General features: G+C 65.6%; 24 protein-coding genes and 1 pseudogene. 13 read left to right on the top strand and 12 right to left on the bottom strand.

The genetic code is table 11. From position 1 onward, the window contains the following. Positions 1 to 264: winged helix-turn-helix domain-containing protein (locus EDF33_RS19765; protein WP_132100967.1), on the top strand; the 264-nt coding region annotated here is incomplete at its 5' end. Positions 265 to 309: 45 nt separating this feature from the next. Next, positions 310 to 1,251 (top strand): AraC family transcriptional regulator, encoded by a 942-nt coding sequence (locus tag EDF33_RS19760; RefSeq protein ID WP_165918891.1) that lies wholly within the window; start codon positions 310 to 312, stop codon positions 1,249 to 1,251. Between the two features lie 85 nt (positions 1,252 to 1,336). Here the strand turns inward: EDF33_RS19760 and EDF33_RS19755 are convergent, their stop codons facing one another. The 5 genes from EDF33_RS19755 to EDF33_RS19725 all read right to left on the bottom strand — a co-directional run bounded on the left by EDF33_RS19755 (position 1,337) and on the right by EDF33_RS19725 (position 4,691). Further along, positions 1,337 to 1,603: a hypothetical protein gene (locus EDF33_RS19755; protein WP_131847723.1), complete on the bottom strand. Its 267-nt coding sequence runs from the start codon at positions 1,601 to 1,603 to the stop codon at positions 1,337 to 1,339. After that, on the bottom strand, positions 1,600 to 1,878 hold the full coding sequence (locus EDF33_RS19750) for a hypothetical protein (RefSeq protein ID WP_131847721.1): 279 nt from the start codon (positions 1,876 to 1,878) through the stop codon (positions 1,600 to 1,602). The genes EDF33_RS19755 and EDF33_RS19750 overlap by 4 nt, the downstream gene beginning before the upstream one ends. Before the next feature lie 386 nt (positions 1,879 to 2,264). Beyond that, the gene (locus tag EDF33_RS19745) at positions 2,265 to 2,750 is read right to left on the bottom strand and encodes a MarR family transcriptional regulator (RefSeq protein ID WP_131847719.1); all 486 of its coding nucleotides are present in this window, start codon (positions 2,748 to 2,750) and stop codon (positions 2,265 to 2,267) included. Between the two features lie 1,048 nt (positions 2,751 to 3,798). Then, positions 3,799 to 4,272, bottom strand: a complete 474-nt coding sequence (locus tag EDF33_RS19730) for a DUF1772 domain-containing protein (protein ID WP_243650182.1) — start codon at positions 4,270 to 4,272, stop codon at positions 3,799 to 3,801. Beyond that, positions 4,269 to 4,691, bottom strand: coding sequence for an ester cyclase (locus EDF33_RS19725; RefSeq protein ID WP_207896308.1), 423 nt, complete (start codon positions 4,689 to 4,691; stop codon positions 4,269 to 4,271). The genes EDF33_RS19730 and EDF33_RS19725 overlap by 4 nt, the downstream gene beginning before the upstream one ends. A gap of 110 nt (positions 4,692 to 4,801) precedes the next feature. Here EDF33_RS19725 and EDF33_RS19720 point away from each other — a divergent pair, with 110 nt between their 5' ends. Next, positions 4,802 to 5,377, top strand: a complete 576-nt coding sequence (locus EDF33_RS19720; RefSeq protein ID WP_132100965.1) for a TetR/AcrR family transcriptional regulator — start codon at positions 4,802 to 4,804, stop codon at positions 5,375 to 5,377. Between the two features lie 53 nt (positions 5,378 to 5,430). On the opposite strand, the gene EDF33_RS19715 is transcribed toward EDF33_RS19720, so the two are convergent. Together EDF33_RS19715 and EDF33_RS19710 are read right to left on the bottom strand one after the other, a co-directional pair. Further along, a complete protein-coding gene (locus tag EDF33_RS19715; RefSeq protein ID WP_243692522.1) occupies positions 5,431 to 6,054 on the bottom strand; it encodes a recombinase family protein in 624 nt (207 codons plus the stop codon). A 126-nt stretch (positions 6,055 to 6,180) separates the two neighbouring features. Further along, a complete protein-coding gene (locus EDF33_RS19710; RefSeq protein WP_132100963.1) occupies positions 6,181 to 7,704 on the bottom strand; it encodes a ParB N-terminal domain-containing protein in 1,524 nt (507 codons plus the stop codon). 141 nt (positions 7,705 to 7,845) lie between these two features. On the opposite strand from EDF33_RS19710, the gene EDF33_RS19705 reads away from it, so the two are divergent. Then, positions 7,846 to 8,064 carry an AbrB/MazE/SpoVT family DNA-binding domain-containing protein gene (locus tag EDF33_RS19705; RefSeq protein WP_132100962.1) on the top strand — a complete coding sequence of 73 codons (219 nt, stop codon included), beginning with the start codon at positions 7,846 to 7,848 and terminating at the stop codon, positions 8,062 to 8,064. Then, positions 8,061 to 8,957 carry a DNA adenine methylase gene (locus EDF33_RS19700; protein WP_132100961.1) on the top strand — a complete coding sequence of 299 codons (897 nt, stop codon included), beginning with the start codon at positions 8,061 to 8,063 and terminating at the stop codon, positions 8,955 to 8,957. The genes EDF33_RS19705 and EDF33_RS19700 overlap by 4 nt, the downstream gene beginning before the upstream one ends. Before the next feature lie 324 nt (positions 8,958 to 9,281). Here the strand turns inward: EDF33_RS19700 and EDF33_RS19695 are convergent. Beyond that, positions 9,282 to 9,386: pseudogene (locus EDF33_RS19695) on the bottom strand (histone-like nucleoid-structuring protein Lsr2); the annotation flags it as partial. Here EDF33_RS19695 and EDF33_RS19690 point away from each other — a divergent pair. Then, entirely contained in the window at positions 9,345 to 9,635 is a 291-nt protein-coding gene (locus EDF33_RS19690; protein ID WP_243650180.1) for a DUF4411 family protein, read from the top strand. The pseudogene EDF33_RS19695 and the gene EDF33_RS19690 overlap by 42 nt on opposite strands. A gap of 93 nt (positions 9,636 to 9,728) precedes the next feature. Here EDF33_RS19690 and EDF33_RS19685 read toward each other — a convergent pair whose 3' ends face one another. Continuing rightward, on the bottom strand, positions 9,729 to 10,835 hold the full coding sequence (locus tag EDF33_RS19685) for a hypothetical protein (RefSeq protein ID WP_133939179.1): 1,107 nt from the start codon (positions 10,833 to 10,835) through the stop codon (positions 9,729 to 9,731). Between the two features lie 209 nt (positions 10,836 to 11,044). Here EDF33_RS19685 and EDF33_RS19680 point away from each other — a divergent pair, with 209 nt between their 5' ends. Continuing rightward, positions 11,045 to 11,305, top strand: a complete 261-nt coding sequence (locus EDF33_RS19680) for a hypothetical protein (protein ID WP_131847705.1) — start codon at positions 11,045 to 11,047, stop codon at positions 11,303 to 11,305. Between the two features lie 84 nt (positions 11,306 to 11,389). Here EDF33_RS19680 and EDF33_RS19675 read toward each other — a convergent pair whose 3' ends face one another. Continuing rightward, positions 11,390 to 11,698: a DUF4190 domain-containing protein gene (locus EDF33_RS19675; protein WP_165901517.1), complete on the bottom strand. Its 309-nt coding sequence runs from the start codon at positions 11,696 to 11,698 to the stop codon at positions 11,390 to 11,392. 155 nt (positions 11,699 to 11,853) lie between these two features. On the opposite strand from EDF33_RS19675, the gene EDF33_RS19670 reads away from it, so the two are divergent. The 3 genes from EDF33_RS19670 (at position 11,854) to EDF33_RS19660 (ending at position 14,418) form a co-directional block, all read left to right on the top strand. Beyond that, a complete protein-coding gene (locus EDF33_RS19670) occupies positions 11,854 to 12,198 on the top strand; it encodes an Lsr2 family protein (protein ID WP_132100959.1) in 345 nt (114 codons plus the stop codon). Positions 12,199 to 12,420: 222 nt separating this feature from the next. Further along, positions 12,421 to 13,278, top strand: coding sequence for a 3-hydroxyacyl-CoA dehydrogenase (locus EDF33_RS19665; RefSeq protein ID WP_131847699.1), 858 nt, complete (start codon positions 12,421 to 12,423; stop codon positions 13,276 to 13,278). Positions 13,279 to 13,503: 225 nt separating this feature from the next. Next, positions 13,504 to 14,418 carry a helicase associated domain-containing protein gene (locus EDF33_RS19660; RefSeq protein ID WP_165901516.1) on the top strand — a complete coding sequence of 305 codons (915 nt, stop codon included), beginning with the start codon at positions 13,504 to 13,506 and terminating at the stop codon, positions 14,416 to 14,418. A gap of 67 nt (positions 14,419 to 14,485) precedes the next feature. On the opposite strand, the gene EDF33_RS19655 is transcribed toward EDF33_RS19660, so the two are convergent. Together EDF33_RS19655 and EDF33_RS19650 are read right to left on the bottom strand one after the other, a co-directional pair. Continuing rightward, entirely contained in the window at positions 14,486 to 14,911 is a 426-nt protein-coding gene (locus tag EDF33_RS19655; protein ID WP_131847731.1) for an aromatic ring-opening dioxygenase LigA, read from the bottom strand. A gap of 58 nt (positions 14,912 to 14,969) precedes the next feature. Continuing rightward, entirely contained in the window at positions 14,970 to 15,311 is a 342-nt protein-coding gene (locus tag EDF33_RS19650; protein WP_131847695.1) for an Lsr2 family protein, read from the bottom strand. A gap of 106 nt (positions 15,312 to 15,417) precedes the next feature. Between EDF33_RS19650 and EDF33_RS19645 the strand changes: the two genes are divergently transcribed. The 3 genes from EDF33_RS19645 to EDF33_RS19630 form a co-directional block, all read left to right on the top strand. Then, positions 15,418 to 16,449 (top strand): PDDEXK nuclease domain-containing protein, encoded by a 1,032-nt coding sequence (locus EDF33_RS19645; protein ID WP_165901515.1) that lies wholly within the window; start codon positions 15,418 to 15,420, stop codon positions 16,447 to 16,449. Between the two features lie 442 nt (positions 16,450 to 16,891). Next, positions 16,892 to 17,104, top strand: coding sequence for a hypothetical protein (locus EDF33_RS19635; protein ID WP_132100958.1), 213 nt, complete (start codon positions 16,892 to 16,894; stop codon positions 17,102 to 17,104). Between the two features lie 21 nt (positions 17,105 to 17,125). After that, positions 17,126 to 17,434 (top strand): helix-turn-helix domain-containing protein (locus EDF33_RS19630; protein WP_132100957.1); only part of this gene is annotated, 309 nt, incomplete at its 3' end.

The raw sequence follows: 17,434 nt of genomic DNA, 5'->3' as shown, positions 1-17,434 counted from the left end.
CAGCGGGTCGAGCAGCTCATCCGAGACGCTATCGCCGATGGTGTCCTTCTGGAGGGTGATCAGTTGCCGCCGTACCGGGTCGCTGCGGTGACGTCCGGGTTGAGCATCCATACGATCCTGAACGCGTATCGGGCACTGATCGTCGACGGTGTGGTGCGGTCGATGCCCGGTGATGGCTACTTCATCGCCGGCCCGGTTCGCTACCGCGACTTCTTCACCGCACCTGACGACCGACCATCGGTGTGGTCAGTGACGGCTGGGTAGCCGACGGCGTAGGCAGTAGGGAGAATCGGTCTTGTGGATGAGGCGATGGTGGAGCGGACCCGGGTAGTTGTGCGGACTCGAGACGTTGCGGTGGCGCGGAAGGCTGTTGCGCGAACGCATCGCACGTTCGGGCTTGAGGTCGCTGCGGACGGTGCGCCGTTCACGTTCGAGGAGACGGTCACCGGGACGGGGCTGCTGTCGCTGGAATCGATGCTGTGCACCGGGACCGTGCGCGGCGAGGTGGAAACTGACGACGCTGTCGTCGTGACGTGGCTGAAAGCGGGCCGCGGTGCGGTCGATGGGGATCGGCTGCTGATCGGCCGTCCGGTGCTGTACCGGGAGGGCCGGCAGTCGTTCCGGTGGGATGGGTTCCAGAAAGACGTCATGCGGATCGATCGAGACACGGTCGAACGGGTTGCTGCGGAGCGTGGTGGCTGGAATCAGGCGCCTCTGGAGTTCAAGCCACACCACGTACCCGAGGGGGCGCCGCTTGCGGCATGGTGGCTGGTCGTGCGCGCGATCGCTCCGGAGATCCTCGGCCGTGTCGGTCCGGTTTCGGCGGAACGAGAACGGGAGCTGACCCAGTTCGCCGCCGCCGGGTTACTGACGGCGGTCCCACATTGGCCGGTCGGGCACGGCCGGGAAGAGCCGGCGCGGACACGGTTGGCGAAAGCAGAAGCGTTCCTCCTTGACCATGTCACGGAGCGGGTCACCGTCGACGACGTCGCTGCGGCCGCGGGGCTCAGCGTCCGCGGGCTGCAGGGTGCGTTCCAGCGTGTTCACGGTGTGTCTCCGCTGTTCTACCTCAAGGGCATTCGGCTGCTCCTGGCGCGGGAACAACTTGAATCGGGGGAAGCGGAGTCCGTGGCCGCGGTTGCCCGATCGGTCGGGTTGCTGCATCTCGGCCGGTTCGCGAGCGCTTACCAGGCCGAGTTCGGCGAGCTCCCGCGCAACGTGCTCCGCGCCGCCGCCGAACGGGTTGCGTAAGTGGCGCAATCGTGCAGCTCTGCGTTCAGCGCGACGCGGCGGTAGAACACCGTCCGCTGGGCGTCGGTGAGTCCATCCGGAATGCTCAGCACGGCGGCTCTGCGTGGCTGTTCTCGGTGTGGGTGTCGAGTGCGGTTTGCGCTGCGGTGAGGGCGTGGTAGTCGCCGAGGTACTCGCCGAAGCCGTTGCGGACGAAGAAGTGCCGTCCGTGCTGGTCGATGGTGCCGGCGAACGCGCCGTCGTTGTCGGCGACCCAGAAGCCCTCATCTGCGGCAGCCCACCGCAGCACGGTCGGGAGATCGGCGACGCTCAAGGCGGGGGAGGTCTTGGGGTGGTGCAGCAGGATGCTCATGCGCGGGGCTTTCTGAGGAAGTCACTGTAGGTCGGCTCGGTCGGGGGAATCAGCTCGTCGCTTGTTGCTGGGGTGGTTGTGACGATGGTGGGGAGGTCGTTGACGCGCGCGACGACGATCGCGTGGATCTCAGCCGGGGTGAGGAGTCCGCGGTGATGCCACTGCTGCGGGTCTGCCCGCGGACCGACTTCGTCTGAGGGCGTCACCGTGGGCTCTTGGAGGAGCGGGCCCATGTCGATCGGCTCGGTGGGTGGCAGTGTCGCGTCGGCGCTCACCAGGCGCTCGCGAGCACGATGGCCACCGTCGCGATGGTCACTGAGATAAGCCCGGTTGTGACTGCGATGACTGCGACGTGGCGGTTCTGGTGTGTGTGCCGCACCCCGGTCATCGGTGATCGTTGTGTGCCGGGGTGTGCGGTGAAGAGAAGGTCCGCGCGGGGCGCGGGAACAGGTGCAGCAGCAGATGAAACGAGGGTGGGCGTCATGCCGAGCGGCCTTTCCCGTGGCGAGACTGGCCATGGCGACTGGTCAGGCGCGACCCCGATCGTGCTGCCGGGCAAGCCGCCGGCGTCGTCGCGACGGGGCGCGAGGGTCCTGACATCAATCAGGCTACGAACCCGCACGCCTGGCGTCTAACTTCCTTAACTAGAAGCGTTATCTGGTCACTCAGTCGGGGTGCTGCTGTTCGTCGCGGTGCGGTCCACGACCTCCTGCACAGCGGTCGCGAGTGCGGCGATGCGTTCCGCTTCTTCGGCGGGGACCGCGTCAAGGAGTTCCTGCACAGCTGCGGGGAGGTCTTCGTATGCTCCAGTGAGGCTGTGCTGTCCCGCTGTGGTGAGGCGCACGATGCGGGAGCGACGATCGTCGGGGTCGGGTTCACGGACCGCGAAGCCTCGTCCAACGAGCCGGTCGATGGTCATGGTTGCCGCGGCGCTGCTGACACCGAGCGTTTCGGCGAGGTCCGCTGCACGTGCAGGGGCGTCGGCGGCTTCCCGGGCGGCGAGGAACTGCACCGTCTGGAAGTCGTTCGCTTTCAGCCCCATTCGCCCGCGTGCCCGGTTCTGCAGCATTGTCTCGGCGACGCGGAGCCGGTTCACCGATGCCAGCAACAGCACCCCACCCGGAACCCGTTCACCGTCCTCAGCCATCACAACCTCCAGCAGCAAACTCACCGATCGCGCCTGCGCGCACTCTGTCTACCGTTCAGTCTGGCAGCCAAGGCGTAGACAGGCATTCGGGTTGAGTCGTACCCCGCCGCGGCGGCCCATTTCCGACCGGCCGTCGATGGCTATCCATGCCGGGAGCATCTATGGGCGGCCTCGCCAGGCACCTGATCATGTCTCAGCACTATCCCCTGGGCGCAAGATATCGACATCCGAAAATGACTCTGCCTAGAAGGGGCGTAGACACAATCGGAGAGAGGGCACCTGCCCGGGTTCGGGTCAGGGGGCAGGTGCCCTCGCGCTACGACACTCGTCGGAGTCCTCGTTGACGCGCACGACGACGCCGACTCAGGAACAACGTTCCGCCCGGTCCGCGGCTAGGGTTCCGCGGCGCAGCCTCGTCGACGTTCGCTTCCCAGGAAGCCACGCGACTGCTCGTCACACCGACGATGGTCAACGCAGCTGCAGGATCAGAACCGGAACGGTGCAGCTGCAGATACCGCTCGCGCAGGAACCGGTACCCGGTCTCCTTGCCGATGCCAGCGATTCGGGCGGAGGGTTTGAGACCTCGCCCCACCCGGATCAGGACAAGGAACCGGACAGCTTGCGGAGACGACAGAGACAGGTACACGGGGAACACCTCCGAAGAAGGTTTTGCGTCGATCAAGTGAATCCGGGCCTCCTCACCCAGGGGGAGTAACCGGGGAGGTGGGCCGTGCCGTGCCGGCTGGTCAAATGCCGTCCTGCGGTCGATCCGTCTCCAGGCATCTTGGGTCTCTCTATGCGAGAAGACGCGATCGCTCTGTCCGACCGTGCGGATCGACGGCATCGGCGACTCCGGCGGCGCGAGCCCGCACGTCGCGTGAGCGCGTCAAGTGCACGGTCTGCTCCCTCGACCTCCGACCTCCGAGCCCGGCGTGGTGCCGGCGTCGGCGGGTCATGCGGGTCATGCGGGTCATGCGGGTCGACGAGCCTGGCGGATCCTCCGCGTCGTGATGGCAATGGGCTGTTTGAGATGGTGGCGGTGGGGTGGTCAGAGCAGGACGAGCGCGGCCGCGATGCCGAGGAGCGCGGCACCCTGCAGGGCCGCGCGGAGCACGATGATCCGGTCCCAGCCGGCCTGCAGCGCCCGCGCGTCGGCGGGCGTCTCGCCTCGGTCGGCGGCGGCGGTCAGCCGGCGGTTGATTGGCGCGCTGATCCGCGCGTAGAGCACGAGCCACACGACCAGCAGAACGAGGGCGATCCCCGCAAGCACGGCGGCGCTGCCACGGTCGGCGAGAGCGGCGAGCACGGCGACGACGGCGGATCCGACGAGGCCAGCGACCCCGGGCGCGGGCATCCGCACGTCGCCGTAGCGGTGCACGTTCCCCATCACCGACGTGAGGGACGCTTCGTCCACGCGGGCGAGCGCGGGCCGCATCACGAGCGCGCAGAAGGCGTCGGTACCGAAGACGACCCCGATCCCGAGGAGGGTCACGAGACCGGTGGCCCACGCGGCACCGGTCACGAGCGGGCCGCCCCGCCGTCGAGGCGCGGCAGCACGCCGACCTGCTGGAAAACCTCCATCAAATTGAGCTCGTCCCAGTGCTCTGCGAGCAGGCCGTCCTCGACGCGCCAGATGTCGATGCTCCGCATCTCGACCGTCGCGCCGGTGGCCGGGATCCCCATCAGCTCACCCTGGTGCGTGCCCCGGTAGACGAAGCGGCCGACGACGCGGTCTCCCGCCACGATGATGTCCTCCATCGTCGCGGTGACGTCCGGCAACCCGGCGAAGAACATGGCCCAGAAAGCGCGGTTGGCCTCGCGGCCGTCGGCGACGACGACGTTGTGGTTGACGTAATCCTCCGCGAGGAAGCGGTCGACAAGGTCGGGGTCGTGCGCGTTCAGCATCTCGAGGTAGGTCTCGACGAGTGCGCGGTGCTCCATGATGCGATCCTCTCCTGATGGCTAGCGATGCTAACCACTAGCAACGCTAACGCTTCAGCGCCGACAAATCAAGAGTGGCGCTCGCGTCACTAGCGGCGCTAACATTCGGTATGACCATCGCCGAACGGCGCGAGCGCGAGCGCGCCGACCGCCGCCGCCTCATCACCTCCTCCGCTCGTGCCATCGCCGAGAAAGAGGGGTGGGAAGCGGTGACGACCCGGCGTCTCTCGACCGAGATCGAGTACAGCCAACCCGTCATCTACAAACACTTCGCCTCGCTCGACGAGATCACCAAATCCGTAGCACTCGAGGGGTTCACCGAGCTGGCCGATGCCCTGCGCGTGGCGCGGGAGTCGGCCGCCTCGGGGGATGCGGTGCGCGCCGTCGCCCACCGCTATTGCGCATTTGCGACCGCCGCACCCGCGCTCTACGACGCGATGTTCAGCCGCACCACACGGCTGTCCTTCGGCTCCGACTCCGTGCCGGAACTGTCCGCCGCGTTCGCCGAACTGCGGGGTGCCCTCGCGCCGAGCTCCGATGACGACGCGTCCGAACTCCTCACCGAGACCCTGTGGTCGGCTCTGCACGGCCTGGTCGTCCTCGACCGCGGCGGGCGGCTGCGCGCGGGGCGTCGCGCGGACCGCATCGATCTCGTCGTCGATGGGCTCTCCTCCGCCGCAGTCTGACGCCGACGGGAAAACACCGTCCGATCAAGCCTCCAATCCGGGGGCAGCAGGCGCTACACGCTGGCGACGTCTCCTGCGGCTGCGTCGGTGGCAGCAGGTGTGCTGGGCGTGGCGAGCATCCGGTAGAGGGTGGTGCGATCGATGTTGAGGCCGCGCGCGACGGTGGTCTTCGGGACACCGGTCCCGATGAGCCGGCGAGCTTCGGTGATCTGGTCGTCAGTGAGCTTCCGGGAACGGCCCTTGTACTTCCCGGCGGCCTTGGCGATGCGGATTCCCTCGCGTTGGCGTTCGCGGATGAGGGTGCGTTCGAACTCGGCGAACGCGCCGAGGAGATTGAGCATGAGCCGGCCGATGGCGTCGTCGGTGTCGCGGCTGTAGGTCTGCTGCTCCTTCACAAACTCCACTGATGCGCCCTTAGCGGTGATCTCGTCAACGATGTCCCGCAAGTCGCCGAGCGAGCGCGCGAGCCGGTCCATCGACGCAACCCGGACGACATCGCCGTCCCGGACGTAACCGATGCAGTCGGCCAAGGCCAAGCGATCGGCGCGTGCACCGCCGGAGATCTTCTCCTCGAACACACGGTCGACCTCGCCGATGGTCTCGAGTTGCCGGTCGAGGTTCTGATCGATCGAGCTCACCCGAACATAAGCGACGGTCTGCGTCTTGTGTTGCACCACCCCTAGACCCTCGCACACTCCCGTAGCAAAATAACCAAAAGGCACCCTAGAACCACGTGAATCGACCACCCGATCCAGTGTGGCACTGGGGTATACCCCAGCGCTGCACTACGTTCCGCGTGAGGGTCAGCCGTGTGCATCCCCGACCTGCGCCGTTCGGATGTCGCTCTGGAGCTGTTGAAGGATCGGCTTCACGGTGTCCCAGGCGCGGTGCACGTCCGGGCCGAACACGACGATGCCGGGCTCGTGGGTAGCTGCGTTGAAGCCGCCGAGCGATCCGACGAACTGATCCTGAGACATCTGACCCGTCTTATTCACCCGGCTCAGCAATGCCGTCATCCGCCGATCGGACGCGAAGTGAGTCTGCAGCGCTGACAGTGCGGGCCCGAGCGTATCCCCGCCCCGTTGCTGTGCAGCGTTCGGGACGGTGCGGAGGAAGTGTTTAATGGTGCACTCAAGGACGGACCGCACCAACAGCATGCCCGCATGCGGGAACTCGACAACGTTCAGCATGCGCAACTCCATAAGCCTGCGATGCAGACCCGGCACCTCCGGCGACCAGTCGATGGGCTCCATGGCTAACCGGATACGCGTCTCCGACCGATTCGGGCCGCGAGGCGTCGTCTCGGGACTACTCCCGGGCTTGTCCGACGACGCGGGAACTGTCGGTGGTTCCGCGGGCGCGGAATCCCCTGGATCCGGTGCGGCAATTCTATCGGCGCCGAAGGAAGAGTCGGGTTCGGGCGGGATCTGCGGTTCAGTTCGCGATGCCCTCGTGCCAGAGACAATGTCGCCGAGCTGAGCGGCGAAAGCCGCGTTGTCGTCGTACTTGGACATCAGCTCTGGAGAGCGAGTGTTCAACGTCTTGTTCCGGAACCGGTCGACGATGAGGGCCAGGGCCTGTTGCTGGCCGGCGGTGAGACGCTTGTTCAATAGTTTGCCATCACGACCGAACTCAAGCCCAAGGGCTTTTTGGATGCGTGGGTTGTTATATGCGTACTCCAGTGAGGACATCGGCAGCTGCTGCCCGTGGACGTAGTCCCGGAGTGCGCCTTGTAGCGGCAACGCGATCACGGCGCGGCGCATCTCGCCCATCTTGATGAAGCGGACGATTCCCCGAGCCTCGGACGGATACTGCTCCTGCAGAGCCTCCAAAGAGCGGCCGCTGGCCCACTGCGCGTGGAAGAATTCAGCCTGCTGCTCACGGATCCACCGCTTCTTCGTGGCCCGTGTGTGCAGGCGAGCCAGCAACGGCTGTGCAGCATCCCATGACGGGGCCAGCATGACCCTGATCCGACTCAGCGGTTCTTCATCACTCCCGAATCGAGACAGCAGTCGCTCCACTTTTGCGGCGACGTTCGGAAGTAATTCGGGGTCGGCGAGCAGCTTCAGCGCTGAAACCCGGCGATTGCCCTCCAGGACAACGAAGCCGCCCTGATGCTCAACGACGACCGGAATCTCGTTGTCGATGTAACCGTTCTGAAGGATGGACTGCATCAGGTCCGGCAGGTCTTCGTTGTCGTACATGTGCACCAGCAGATCGCGCTGAGTAAGCGCGCCACGCACCGGGATGCGAACGTTATCGACGTCTAGCGAGACATCTTTCAGCGGCACTTCGACGATCGGCCACGCCACCATGAGCTCCTCCACCACACTGTGCTGACAAAACCACCCGCGTACTCGTGAGCACACGTCGAGTTCTCACCGTATCGGTACCGCAGCATCGATCCGTCCGACGCGCTGTGCCTGTCAATACGGAGCTTCGGTGTTAGCACGGGCATCATTGCTTCCATGACTCTCAGTGCGCCACATGGGCCGCACCTGCTGACGCTGCGACGTCAGGTAACGGTGCCGAAGGCTCTGCTCGACCGGCTCGGGCTGGGTGCCGGCGATGCCGTGCACTTCCTGTTCGACGACGACCGACAGCAGATCCTCCTTGTCCCGTCAGACCGGCTTGCGGCGCTCGTGGGCGACCTGGCCGGCGGCAACCCGACGAAGGAGCGCGCATGACAGAGCAGTTGGAATCACACGTACCGCTTGAGATCACCACCGTCAAGCGGTATCTAAGGCCGAGCCCGCTGCGATATCCGGGCGGGAAGGCTGCCCTCGCGGGATTCTTTGAAGACGTCATCCGACGGCTCAAGCTGACGAACGCCACCTATGTCGAACCGTACGCGGGTGGCGCCGGCGCCGGATTGGCATTACTCCGCGCTGGCGTGGTGGATAAGCTGGTGATCAACGACATCGACCCGGCCGTGTACTGGTTCTGGGACAGCGCCGTGCACCACTCCAGTCAGTTCGTCGAGCGACTCGAGGCTGCACCGCTGACCGTGGACTTTTGGGACGAGCAACGCGCCATCTACCGAGCGGCCGACGAACGCGATCCGATGGCCCTGGGGTTTGCGTTCTTCTACCTGAATCGCACCAACCGTTCAGGAGTCCTCAACGCTGGCCCTATTGGCGGGAGGGCGCAGCAGGGGGCATACACGATCGGTGCACGGTTCAACCGAGCAGAGCTGATCAAGCGGATCAACGAGCTGGGCTCTGTAGCCGACCGGATCACGATCCACGACCGTGATGGCCGATCTGTCGTGCAGCGCTACGCCGAGGACCCAAATGTTTTCCTCTACATTGACCCCCCGTACGTCGAGAAAGGTAGCTCGCTCTACCTCAATGCATTCGACCACCGCGACCATAAATCGCTTGCCGACGTCGTCTGCGCCGCCACCGCAAGCAATTGGATCGTCACCTACGACGACGCCGACTTCATCAGACACGCTTACGCCGGACAGTACCTTACCCAATACATATTGCCGTACAGCGCGCACAAGAGCGCGCGAGCGACAGAGCTGTTGATTGCATCGCCGACGGTCGCTCCTATGCTGCCGAAACCCGCACTTTGACACGCAGCCATCTGCGATCTGGATGTCCGGACGTCGCGATGCCCATTTCCAGCAGTGCACTCTGGCCCAGTCCACCCGTCGCGCCGCAAGGCGTCGCTGAGCTGAACGAGGTACTTCGCCTTACTTCGCGAATATAAAGCAAGTTCCGTGCGGTGCCGGTCAATTTGTCGATCTGATGTAAATAAGGTCGAGCCGCAACCGGTCAGAGTTGGCAAACGAGGCCGTCAAGTATTTGAGCTGACATAAGAGCGCGGTATCGGCCATGGACGAGAATAGCCGGCCACCCGAGTGGTGGCCGGCTATTCTGTGCCTGGGGGAGTGGCCTCAATGTGTGGCGTCGTACGCGTCACGGACGGCCTGACTGATACGGCCACGCGAGGAGACATCGTGGCCGTTCGCGTTGGCCCACTCGCGGATCTTCGCGAGCTCGCGGTTTGGGCCAACGGCGGCCAGTTCACGCAAGCTGCGGTTGACGAGTTCCTGGACGTGGCTGACTACTACCTGGTCGCCCACGCCGCTGCCCATGGCCATACCGTCGTTACGCACGAGATCTACCAAGCAAACGCCCGCAAACGAATCTTGATCCCGAATGCGTGCGAGGCTCTCGGTGTGCCCTACTGCACGACCTTCGAGATGCTGCGCTCCCGATCCGTTCGGCTGGCGCTCGACGCCGCTTAGCGGCTGACGATGGCTCTCGTTGCACCGGGCGTCGACGACTGACTGGGAAGCGGAGCGCGGAGCCGAACGAAGGCGTCGCCTCCAGGGTGGGATCTAGCGCAGCGCACGGAGAGCTGCGGCGACCCGTGCACGCAGAGACATGCTGCGTTTCCCGTGTTGCAGCGCCTCGAGGTCGTCGATGCGGCGTTGCGTGGTCTTCAGGCCCCGCGTGAGGTCGTCTGCGGCGACGCGTGCGATCGCCCCTGACAAGGAGAGTTCGACCACCCACTGGGGCAGTCGAGCGGGCGGACGGTGGAACAGGGCCGGCAGCAGTAGCTCACCGATGGTGACGGCGAGCAAGCCGTATGTCGCTGCTGGTGCCGCGATCGCGAGCCCGGTGTTCACGAGGAGCACAAGGGCAACGTAACCTGCGAACGAGAGTCCGCGAGTCCAGAGCCGGCTTGCACGGGTCGGGGCTTCGATGGTGCCGGCGTTGATCTGCAGAAGCATCAGCAGTCCGGCTGACGTACCGATCACTCCGACGAGGAACCCAGCCATGAAGCCTCGCCCGACGATGAGTTGCACGACGCACCCGGTCACGATCCCGGCGACGACGCCGTAGCCGATGGTGACCAAGTGGGCGGTCCAGATGTTTTTGCTTGGTCGCGGAAGCGCACCGAGACGCTGAACGGTGATGTCTCTTGCCTGACGTGCGGCGCCGAGTTGAACATGGTGGGCGGGGACGATGAAGCGGCCGACCTCGAGGCCGAGCACCCAGCAGAGGATCACCATCGGAATCACCACGACCAACGCCGGCAGACGGTGTGGATTAACGAAGGTCGCCGCGACTGCGAACGTCCCGAGTGTGAGCGCTGATGCCGCAAGGAGGACGCCGAATGCTCCGACGCTCCGACGGATCCTGCGGCGGTGCTCACTGTCGGTGAACGCGGCTTGCCCGCCGATGGAGATGCCGTAGAGCACCAGCGTGACCGTGGAGTACGTGAGCAACGCATTCACCGTGGTGTCGCCTAGTGCGACGCCCCACTCCGGCATCCACGTAAACGTCGGTGTTGACGATCGGCTCTGGTCGGGGAGGCTGCCCGCGATCATGCCCCCAATCCAAAAGATGCCGACCAGGAAGCTCAAAGTGATGGCGTACACGGCTCGTCGGGGGATCGGGAGGCTCTCGGGTTCATCAACTGAGGTGTCTGCTGAAGGCATGCTTCACCGTCCCGACAACCGCCGACATTCCGTAACCCGGTGCCGGCTGGTCGCTTCCACCCCCGCCAAGACGTTCCGAGAAGAACTATTATCGGAACTGACCCGCCGGCAGTAGGTGATTAGTTTCGAGGCAGCAGACGGTTCACGCTGCGAGGGCGCGGGCGCGCGTGTCTGCGGGGGTTTGGGGCTGGGGGGGGTGGACTGTGCGCATGTCGCCTCGTATCCCGCAGCTTCCGTACACGGTCTCGGTGCACGGCCACCGGCTGCAGCTCGAGTTGGTGCCGTCGCAGACGGCGCGGAAGACGTGGCACGTCACTGAGCAGCTCGGCGCGCACCTGGTGGGGCAGCCGCCACTGCATTACGAGGGCGGCACGTTCAGCACGGACACCTCAACGGGCACAATCACCGATGCTGACTGGGGTGTCGTGCTGATGCGTGCGTTCGGGCGCAGCTGGTCACCGCCGAAGTAATCCGCCCGCAGAACAGCTCACCGTCACGCCAAGGGTGCCTGGCGCAGCGGTGAGCTGTTGTGGGGCCTTGCTGATGTTGTCGGTTCAGTAGCTGTAGGACGGTGCGTTCGCGGCGGCGGCGAAGATGACGATCCCGAAGACGATGGACAGCACGATCGACAGGGCGCTGATGATGATGCCGGCGAGAGCGAGCCCGCGGCCGCGTTCACCGGTGCGCTTGATCTGCGTGAGCGCGATGATCGACACGACCAGCCCGCCAATACTGATCACGAACGCGAGGATGAAGCCGACGATCGCGAGCACGCTGTACCGGTCCGACTGACCTGGCGACTGCTGGTAGGGCTGGGCGTTGCTGTTGTAGGGGTTGGGCTGGGAGGGCGTGGCGTCGCTCATCGCGTCGCGTCCTTTCATGATGGGATATCCACGATCTCCACCGTCTGAGAACGGCGGAATGTCGAGGGCGCAGGGCCTTGCGCGAGTCATAGCATGGCGGTTCTGTGGCTGTCGTGCACATCGTGTTTTCGCACCGGAGTGCTACACAAGAGGGCATGGCACAGAAAGTCACCACTCACCTCGTTGACGACCTCACCGGCGACATCATCGAGCACGGCGGGAAGAACGTGACCTTCTCGTTCGATGGCAGCCATTACGAGATCGATCTGTCCGACGACAACGTGGAGCAACTGCGCGAAGCGTTCTCGGACTACGTCGCCGCCGCTCGGGAAGTCTCCAGCCGCGGTGGCCGCGGTGGCCGCGGATTCGGCACCACGCAGCGCAGCAGTCCGGACGAATTGGCGAAGATCCGGGAATGGGCGGCAGCGAACGGCCACGAGGTGGCGCCGCGGGGCCGGATCAGTCAGGCCGTGAAGGACGCGTACGACGCCGCTCACTAGCAAAGCCTGCTCTGCTCTGGTTACGCCTGACGTCTTCGACTCCGTTGCTCCGCGGAAGCAGTCGTCCAAAAAGCTGCTGGGCAGCCGCGCTTGAGGACATCACCATCTTCACAACTGGCTCTACGACCACGAGCTCTGTGTTTGGCGCGCCGGCCAGGTGCTGTGCACTGGAGGTTGCCCGGGCCCGGTGGTCTTCTCCGACTGCGGTGCGACACTGCTGACATGACGACTTTCAGTGCGGTGACCGTTCTCGGTGCCGGTGTCCTCGGATCCCAGATCGCGTTCCAGACCGCCATGCACGGCGTCCCGGTCACGCTTTACGACATCGACGATGATGCCGTCGCCGCGGGACGACAGCGTTTGGACGCGATCGTTGAGCAGTACGTCGCTGATGTCGGTGAGGACTACCGAGATGCGGCCACAGACGCTGCGGCCGGGATTGCGTTTGCGACGGATCTCGCGGCGGCGGTCGCCCGTGCGGGCCTGGTGATCGAGGCAGTCCCCGAGCGTGTTGACCTCAAACGGGAGGTGTATCAGCAGCTCGCGGCGGTCGCGCCCGAGGAGACTGTGTTCGCGACGAACTCGTCGACGCTGCTGCCGAGCGCGATCGCCGACGCCACTGGGCGACCGGACCGGTTCCTCGCCTTGCACTTCGCCAACCACGTCTGGCGGCAGAACACTGCCGAGGTAATGGGAACTGAGCAGACCGACCCTGCCGTGTATGAGCGGGTCGCGGCCTTCGCCGAGGAGATCGGCATGGTGCCGATCCGAGTCCGGAAGGAACAGCCCGGCTACGTGCTCAACTCCCTTCTCGTTCCGCTCCTCGACGCAGCATCCCAACTTGTTGCACGCGGCGTCGCCGACCCGGAGACCGTGGACACGACCTGGCGGATCGGCACCGGCGCACCGGTCGGCCCTTTCCAGATCTTCGACATTGTGGGCCTGCGGACAGCCCACGCCATCGCTAGCGCCTCGCCAGACGCGGGCGCCCAGGCGTGGGCTGCCTACCTGCAGTCGGAGTACCTCGACAAGGGCAAGTACGGCGTCGAATCCGGTGAGGGGTTCTACCGGTACCGCTGAACGAAGCGCCACTTCCTGAGCCACGCCCCACACGCTGCCCGCTAATCGGTCCGGAGTATAGGGGCACGGAGGAGGCCGACCGCGGCAACTGCGCCGACGGTGAGGACCAGCAGGCCGAAGATCAGCCGCCCCGAGTGCGGGCTGCTGCTCGGGGAGCGTCGACCGAGTGCGGGCTGGAGCATGTGCCAGCGTCGCTTGCGTTCGTGGGTCGGCACAATGGTGAGCGTGAGCGTGGACGTGCTGGTGGTGCGGTGGGAGCGCATGTTCGCGGCGGTGGTGTCGTTCCGTGATGAGTACCGGCACGTCGACATCCCGCGGTCGTTCTGCCGCGGCGCGGGAGCGTCTCTAGGAGCGTGGGTTCATCGGCAGCGGTCGTTGGCGGCCGCGGGCGAATTGCCGGCGGACCGGCGAGAACGACTCGAGGCAGTCGGGATGCGCTGGTCGTTGTCGGAACGCACCACTGGCATCGCGGCGTTCGCGGCATTCCAGTGCACAGAGGGACATGGGTTGGTCCCGCACGTGTTCACGACCGCGGACGGGTTCCCATTAGGGACGTGGGTGCAGTCCCGACGTCGGCAATGGGCGAAGGATCCGGTGAACACGGTTCGGTTGTGGCCGGAGTTGGTGGATCTCGGGTTCGTTTGGCAGGTGCGTGACCGCGACGCCGCTTGGGATGCCGGCGTTGCGGCGTTGACGCAGTACAGCCGTGATCACGGGGACCTGGCGGTGCCGCACTGGTTCACAACCGCGGACGGATTGCAGTTGGGGCGGTGGGTGGACTCCCGCCGCGTCGAGTACCGCACGGGTGCGCTGCTGGCGGCCCGGGTGGAGCAGCTCGAACGACTCGGGATGGTGTGGCGGCTCCGCCTCCCGGCAGATGACCCCGCGCGGCGGCGCCGCGAGGATGTGCACTTCGCCCAGATGCTGCGCCGTGTCCAGGCCTGGTCGACGCAGCACGCGGGAGAGCTGCCCGCTGCGCGCGTCGTCGATAGTGACGGGATTGCGATCGGGCGGTGGCTGATCCGTCAGCGTCAACTTCACCGGGACCACCGGCTCGCTACCGACCGGGTCACGCAGCTCAACGCATGGAACGGCGCTTGGAGCTGCCCGAGGGAGCACATCGACATAACTGCGCCGTAGCGGCATTGAAAATGATGCGGCCGGATCGTCACGTGATGACGATCCGGCCGTGAGTTGTGTTGAGGGGTTACTTCCCGAGGCGGCGGAGGGCGATGCCGAACAGGGAGGTGACGAGGCCGAGGCCGATGGCGAATGCGGCGGTGCCGAACGAAACCACGGAGGTGAACAGAGATGCCCGCAGGAACGATGCGTTCATGATGACGGCCCGGTTCGGGTCGTCTTGGGGGAGTTCGGCGAAGGTTTTCCCGTCGCTGATCGCGGTTGCGTGCGTGTTGATGATCTCGGCTTGCGCGTAGGCGGTGAGGGGGCCGCGAACGGGGCGTTCGGGGAGGAGCTTGCTGTCGGGGGAGACGGTGATCTTCTGCGCGGTGAGCTCGGCGGAGATCAGGCCCCACACGACGGCGCCGGTGGTGCTGAGGATGCCGCCGGCGAGGATACCGATGGTGCCGATGTTCCGAACGGTGCGGACGTGTTGACGGCGAGAGCGAGTCATACGGGGAGTTCCTTCTGCGGTGTCGGACAAGTGCCACCCGTTGCGGGCGCTGAGGGTGTTAGTGGGCGGCGGTGTAGGCGTCGCGGACGGCCTGGCTGATCCGGCCACGGGAGGATACGTCGTGGCCGTTCGCGGCGGCCCATTCGCGGATCTTGGCGAGCTCGTCGGGGTTGCTGCGCGGCTTGCTGCTCGAGCTGCCACGCCCACTGCGCCCCGTCACCTTGCGTGCGGCGGCAACGTAGTCGGAGAGCGCTTCGCGGAGGGCGTCGGCGTTGTCGTCGGTGAGGTCGATCTCGTAGTTGCCACCGTCGAACGAGAACTGCACGGTCTTGCCGGTTCCGTCTTCGATGGTGTCGCCGGTGAGGTCGTCAACGAGGTGCGTGGTGACTTTCTGCGCCATGATGAGGTCGCCTTTCGCTTGGGGTCATCTCCACCCTGGCATAGCTGATCAGTAGAACGCTTTGTTCGTGGTTCTTGCTGCGCTAGGTCGGGCAGACTGGGTGGTGATGTCTGATTCGTTGCCGGTTGTGTCCGGGTATACGGCTGCTCTTACCGAGCTGAAGCAGCAAGTGCGCGATGCCCGCTTCACGGCACAGCTCCGCGTCAACACGGAACTCATTCGCCTCTACTGGGGGATCGGCGCGACCATCCTGCAGCGCCAAGGCGACGAGGGGTGGGGGAGCAATGTCATTGGCCGGCTCGCGACGGATCTGCGGGCGGAGTTCCCGGAGATGAAGGGCTTCTCGCGGGCGAACCTGTTCTACATGCGCCGGTTCGCGGGGGAGTGGCCGGCGGATGCAGTTGTCCAACAGCCTGTTGGACAACTGCCCTGGGGGCACATCACCGTCCTCCTCGACCGACTCGATGACCACGAGCTCCGGAACTGGTACGCCGCCCAGGCTGCAGCGAACGGGTGGTCGCGGAACGTGCTCGAGCACCAGATCCGCTCCGACGCGCACACGCGGCTGCAGGCGGCGCCGACGAACTTCGCCGAGGTCCTCCCGCCGGGGGACTCGGACCTGGCGCAGCAGATCACGAAGGACCCGTACGTGTTGGACTTCCTCGCCCTCGACGGCGACGCGAAGGAACGCCACCTCGAGCAGGCACTAGTCGACCGGATCATCGACACCCTCCGCGAGCTCGGCGAGGGGTTCGCGTTCGTGGGCAGGCAGGTGCACTTCGACGTTGACGGGGACGACTTCTACGTCGACCTGTTGTTCTTCCACGTCGAGCAGCTCCGGTACGTGGTGATTGAGCTCAAGACCGGGAAGTTCAAGCCCGAGTACCTCGGCCAGCTCGGCTTCTACGTCGCACTCGTCGACGACAAGCTCCGCCGACCCCAGCACGCCGACACGGTCGGCTTGCTGCTGGTCGCGGACAAGAACGACGCCGTCGTCCGGTACTCACTCGGCGCGCACCAGACCCCGATCGGTGTCGCCAGCTACGACCTCCTCCCACCCGCGGTCCGGGCTGCTCTGCCTTCGGAAGTCGACCTCGCAGCTGCACTGACGACGGAGACCGACACCCTCGAGCCCTGACCAGGAGCGCGTGCACCAGAAGCCTCCCCGCTGTGTCTCATGGAGGGAACCCCGGATTCTCGCAGGAGCTCGGCTTGGCCGTGGGCTGTGCGGTAGCGGATCGGCTTTCGGGCGGTGTTGCTCGAGGGTGGGGACGGGTGGTGGTGGCGTATCCGGTTCGGTCGGTGTGGTGCTGCCGGGTTGGCTCCGAGTGCTCGCGGCGCGTTACGGTCCGTCAGGGACGTGTGCGATGTCGTACATGACGGGGAGTGGGGGTGGGTCGGTGGTGACGGGAGTGCTCTGGGAGGTGCGGTGTGCTTGGCATGATTGCCCGCTCCGGGGAGTAGTCGCGGTTTCGTTTCGTCCGCACGCGGTGGGGCCGTCGGGGTGGGCGTTGACGGTGTGTGAGCATCATGCTGTTCCGGTTCCCGAGAGCGCGGCTGGGCAGGGATGGGGTGTTGGTGTGAACGCGTTGCGGTTGCGGGGTCGGTCGGAGACGGAGTGGGACATCATCGAGAGCCTGACGGACCGGATCGTCGGCCGGGTGATTCTCGAGAACGGAGCGTTCTTCCTCACCGATGTCGACGGTGAAACCGAGGTCGGCGCGTTCTACCGCCTCGAGCCAACCGTGTCGGCTGCGGCGGCCGTCCTCGGAGGACGCTTCCTCGATCCGTGACCGTGGGTCTACGGTCGGTTCATGTCGACGTCGTCGGACGAGCTTGCAGCGGTGGGGATCGATGTTGGCGCGCAGAAGCCGGCGGTGGCTCGAGCGTTGGAATGTATCGGGTCGCGGTATCGGGGGCGGCTGACAGCGCCGGAGATCGCGGCGGCGAGCGGCTACAGCAAACGGGGCCTGCAGGAAGCGTTCCAGCGGGACCTGGGGATGCCGCCCTCCCTCGTAGTCCGGGTGCTGCGGTTGCACCGGGCACGACAGATGATCCTCGCGAACCCGTATCAGCCAGTCGGAACGGCCGCGGCGGCGAGTGGGATTGCGCACTTCGGCCGG

The organism is Curtobacterium sp. PhB146, from assembly GCF_004342995.1.
Classification (GTDB): Bacteria; Actinomycetota; Actinomycetes; order Actinomycetales; family Microbacteriaceae; genus Curtobacterium.
This window is presented reverse-complemented; position numbering and strand designations above follow the sequence as displayed.

What these genes read in the sequence shown, in the direction of transcription:
- EDF33_RS19705 (WP_132100962.1), top strand. Translation starts at nt 7,846, where the DNA reads ATGACTCTCAGTGCGCCACATGGGCCGCACCTGCTGACGCTGCGACGT.
- EDF33_RS19665 (WP_131847699.1), top strand. Translation starts at nt 12,421, where the DNA reads ATGACGACTTTCAGTGCGGTGACCGTTCTCGGTGCCGGTGTCCTCGGA.
- EDF33_RS19685 (WP_133939179.1), bottom strand. Translation starts at nt 10,835, where the DNA reads ATGCCTTCAGCAGACACCTCAGTTGATGAACCCGAGAGCCTCCCGATC.
- EDF33_RS19725 (WP_207896308.1), bottom strand. Translation starts at nt 4,691, where the DNA reads ATGGAGCACCGCGCACTCGTCGAGACCTACCTCGAGATGCTGAACGCG.
- EDF33_RS19745 (WP_131847719.1), bottom strand. Translation starts at nt 2,750, where the DNA reads ATGGCTGAGGACGGTGAACGGGTTCCGGGTGGGGTGCTGTTGCTGGCA.
- EDF33_RS19655 (WP_131847731.1), bottom strand. Translation starts at nt 14,911, where the DNA reads ATGACTCGCTCTCGCCGTCAACACGTCCGCACCGTTCGGAACATCGGC.
- EDF33_RS19670 (WP_132100959.1), top strand. Translation starts at nt 11,854, where the DNA reads ATGGCACAGAAAGTCACCACTCACCTCGTTGACGACCTCACCGGCGAC.
- EDF33_RS19700 (WP_132100961.1), top strand. Translation starts at nt 8,061, where the DNA reads ATGACAGAGCAGTTGGAATCACACGTACCGCTTGAGATCACCACCGTC.
- EDF33_RS19680 (WP_131847705.1), top strand. Translation starts at nt 11,045, where the DNA reads ATGTCGCCTCGTATCCCGCAGCTTCCGTACACGGTCTCGGTGCACGGC.
- EDF33_RS19720 (WP_132100965.1), top strand. Translation starts at nt 4,802, where the DNA reads ATGACCATCGCCGAACGGCGCGAGCGCGAGCGCGCCGACCGCCGCCGC.
- EDF33_RS19755 (WP_131847723.1), bottom strand. Translation starts at nt 1,603, where the DNA reads ATGAGCATCCTGCTGCACCACCCCAAGACCTCCCCCGCCTTGAGCGTC.
- EDF33_RS19675 (WP_165901517.1), bottom strand. Translation starts at nt 11,698, where the DNA reads ATGAGCGACGCCACGCCCTCCCAGCCCAACCCCTACAACAGCAACGCC.
- EDF33_RS19645 (WP_165901515.1), top strand. Translation starts at nt 15,418, where the DNA reads ATGTCTGATTCGTTGCCGGTTGTGTCCGGGTATACGGCTGCTCTTACC.
- EDF33_RS19760 (WP_165918891.1), top strand. Translation starts at nt 310, where the DNA reads ATGGTGGAGCGGACCCGGGTAGTTGTGCGGACTCGAGACGTTGCGGTG.
- EDF33_RS19650 (WP_131847695.1), bottom strand. Translation starts at nt 15,311, where the DNA reads ATGGCGCAGAAAGTCACCACGCACCTCGTTGACGACCTCACCGGCGAC.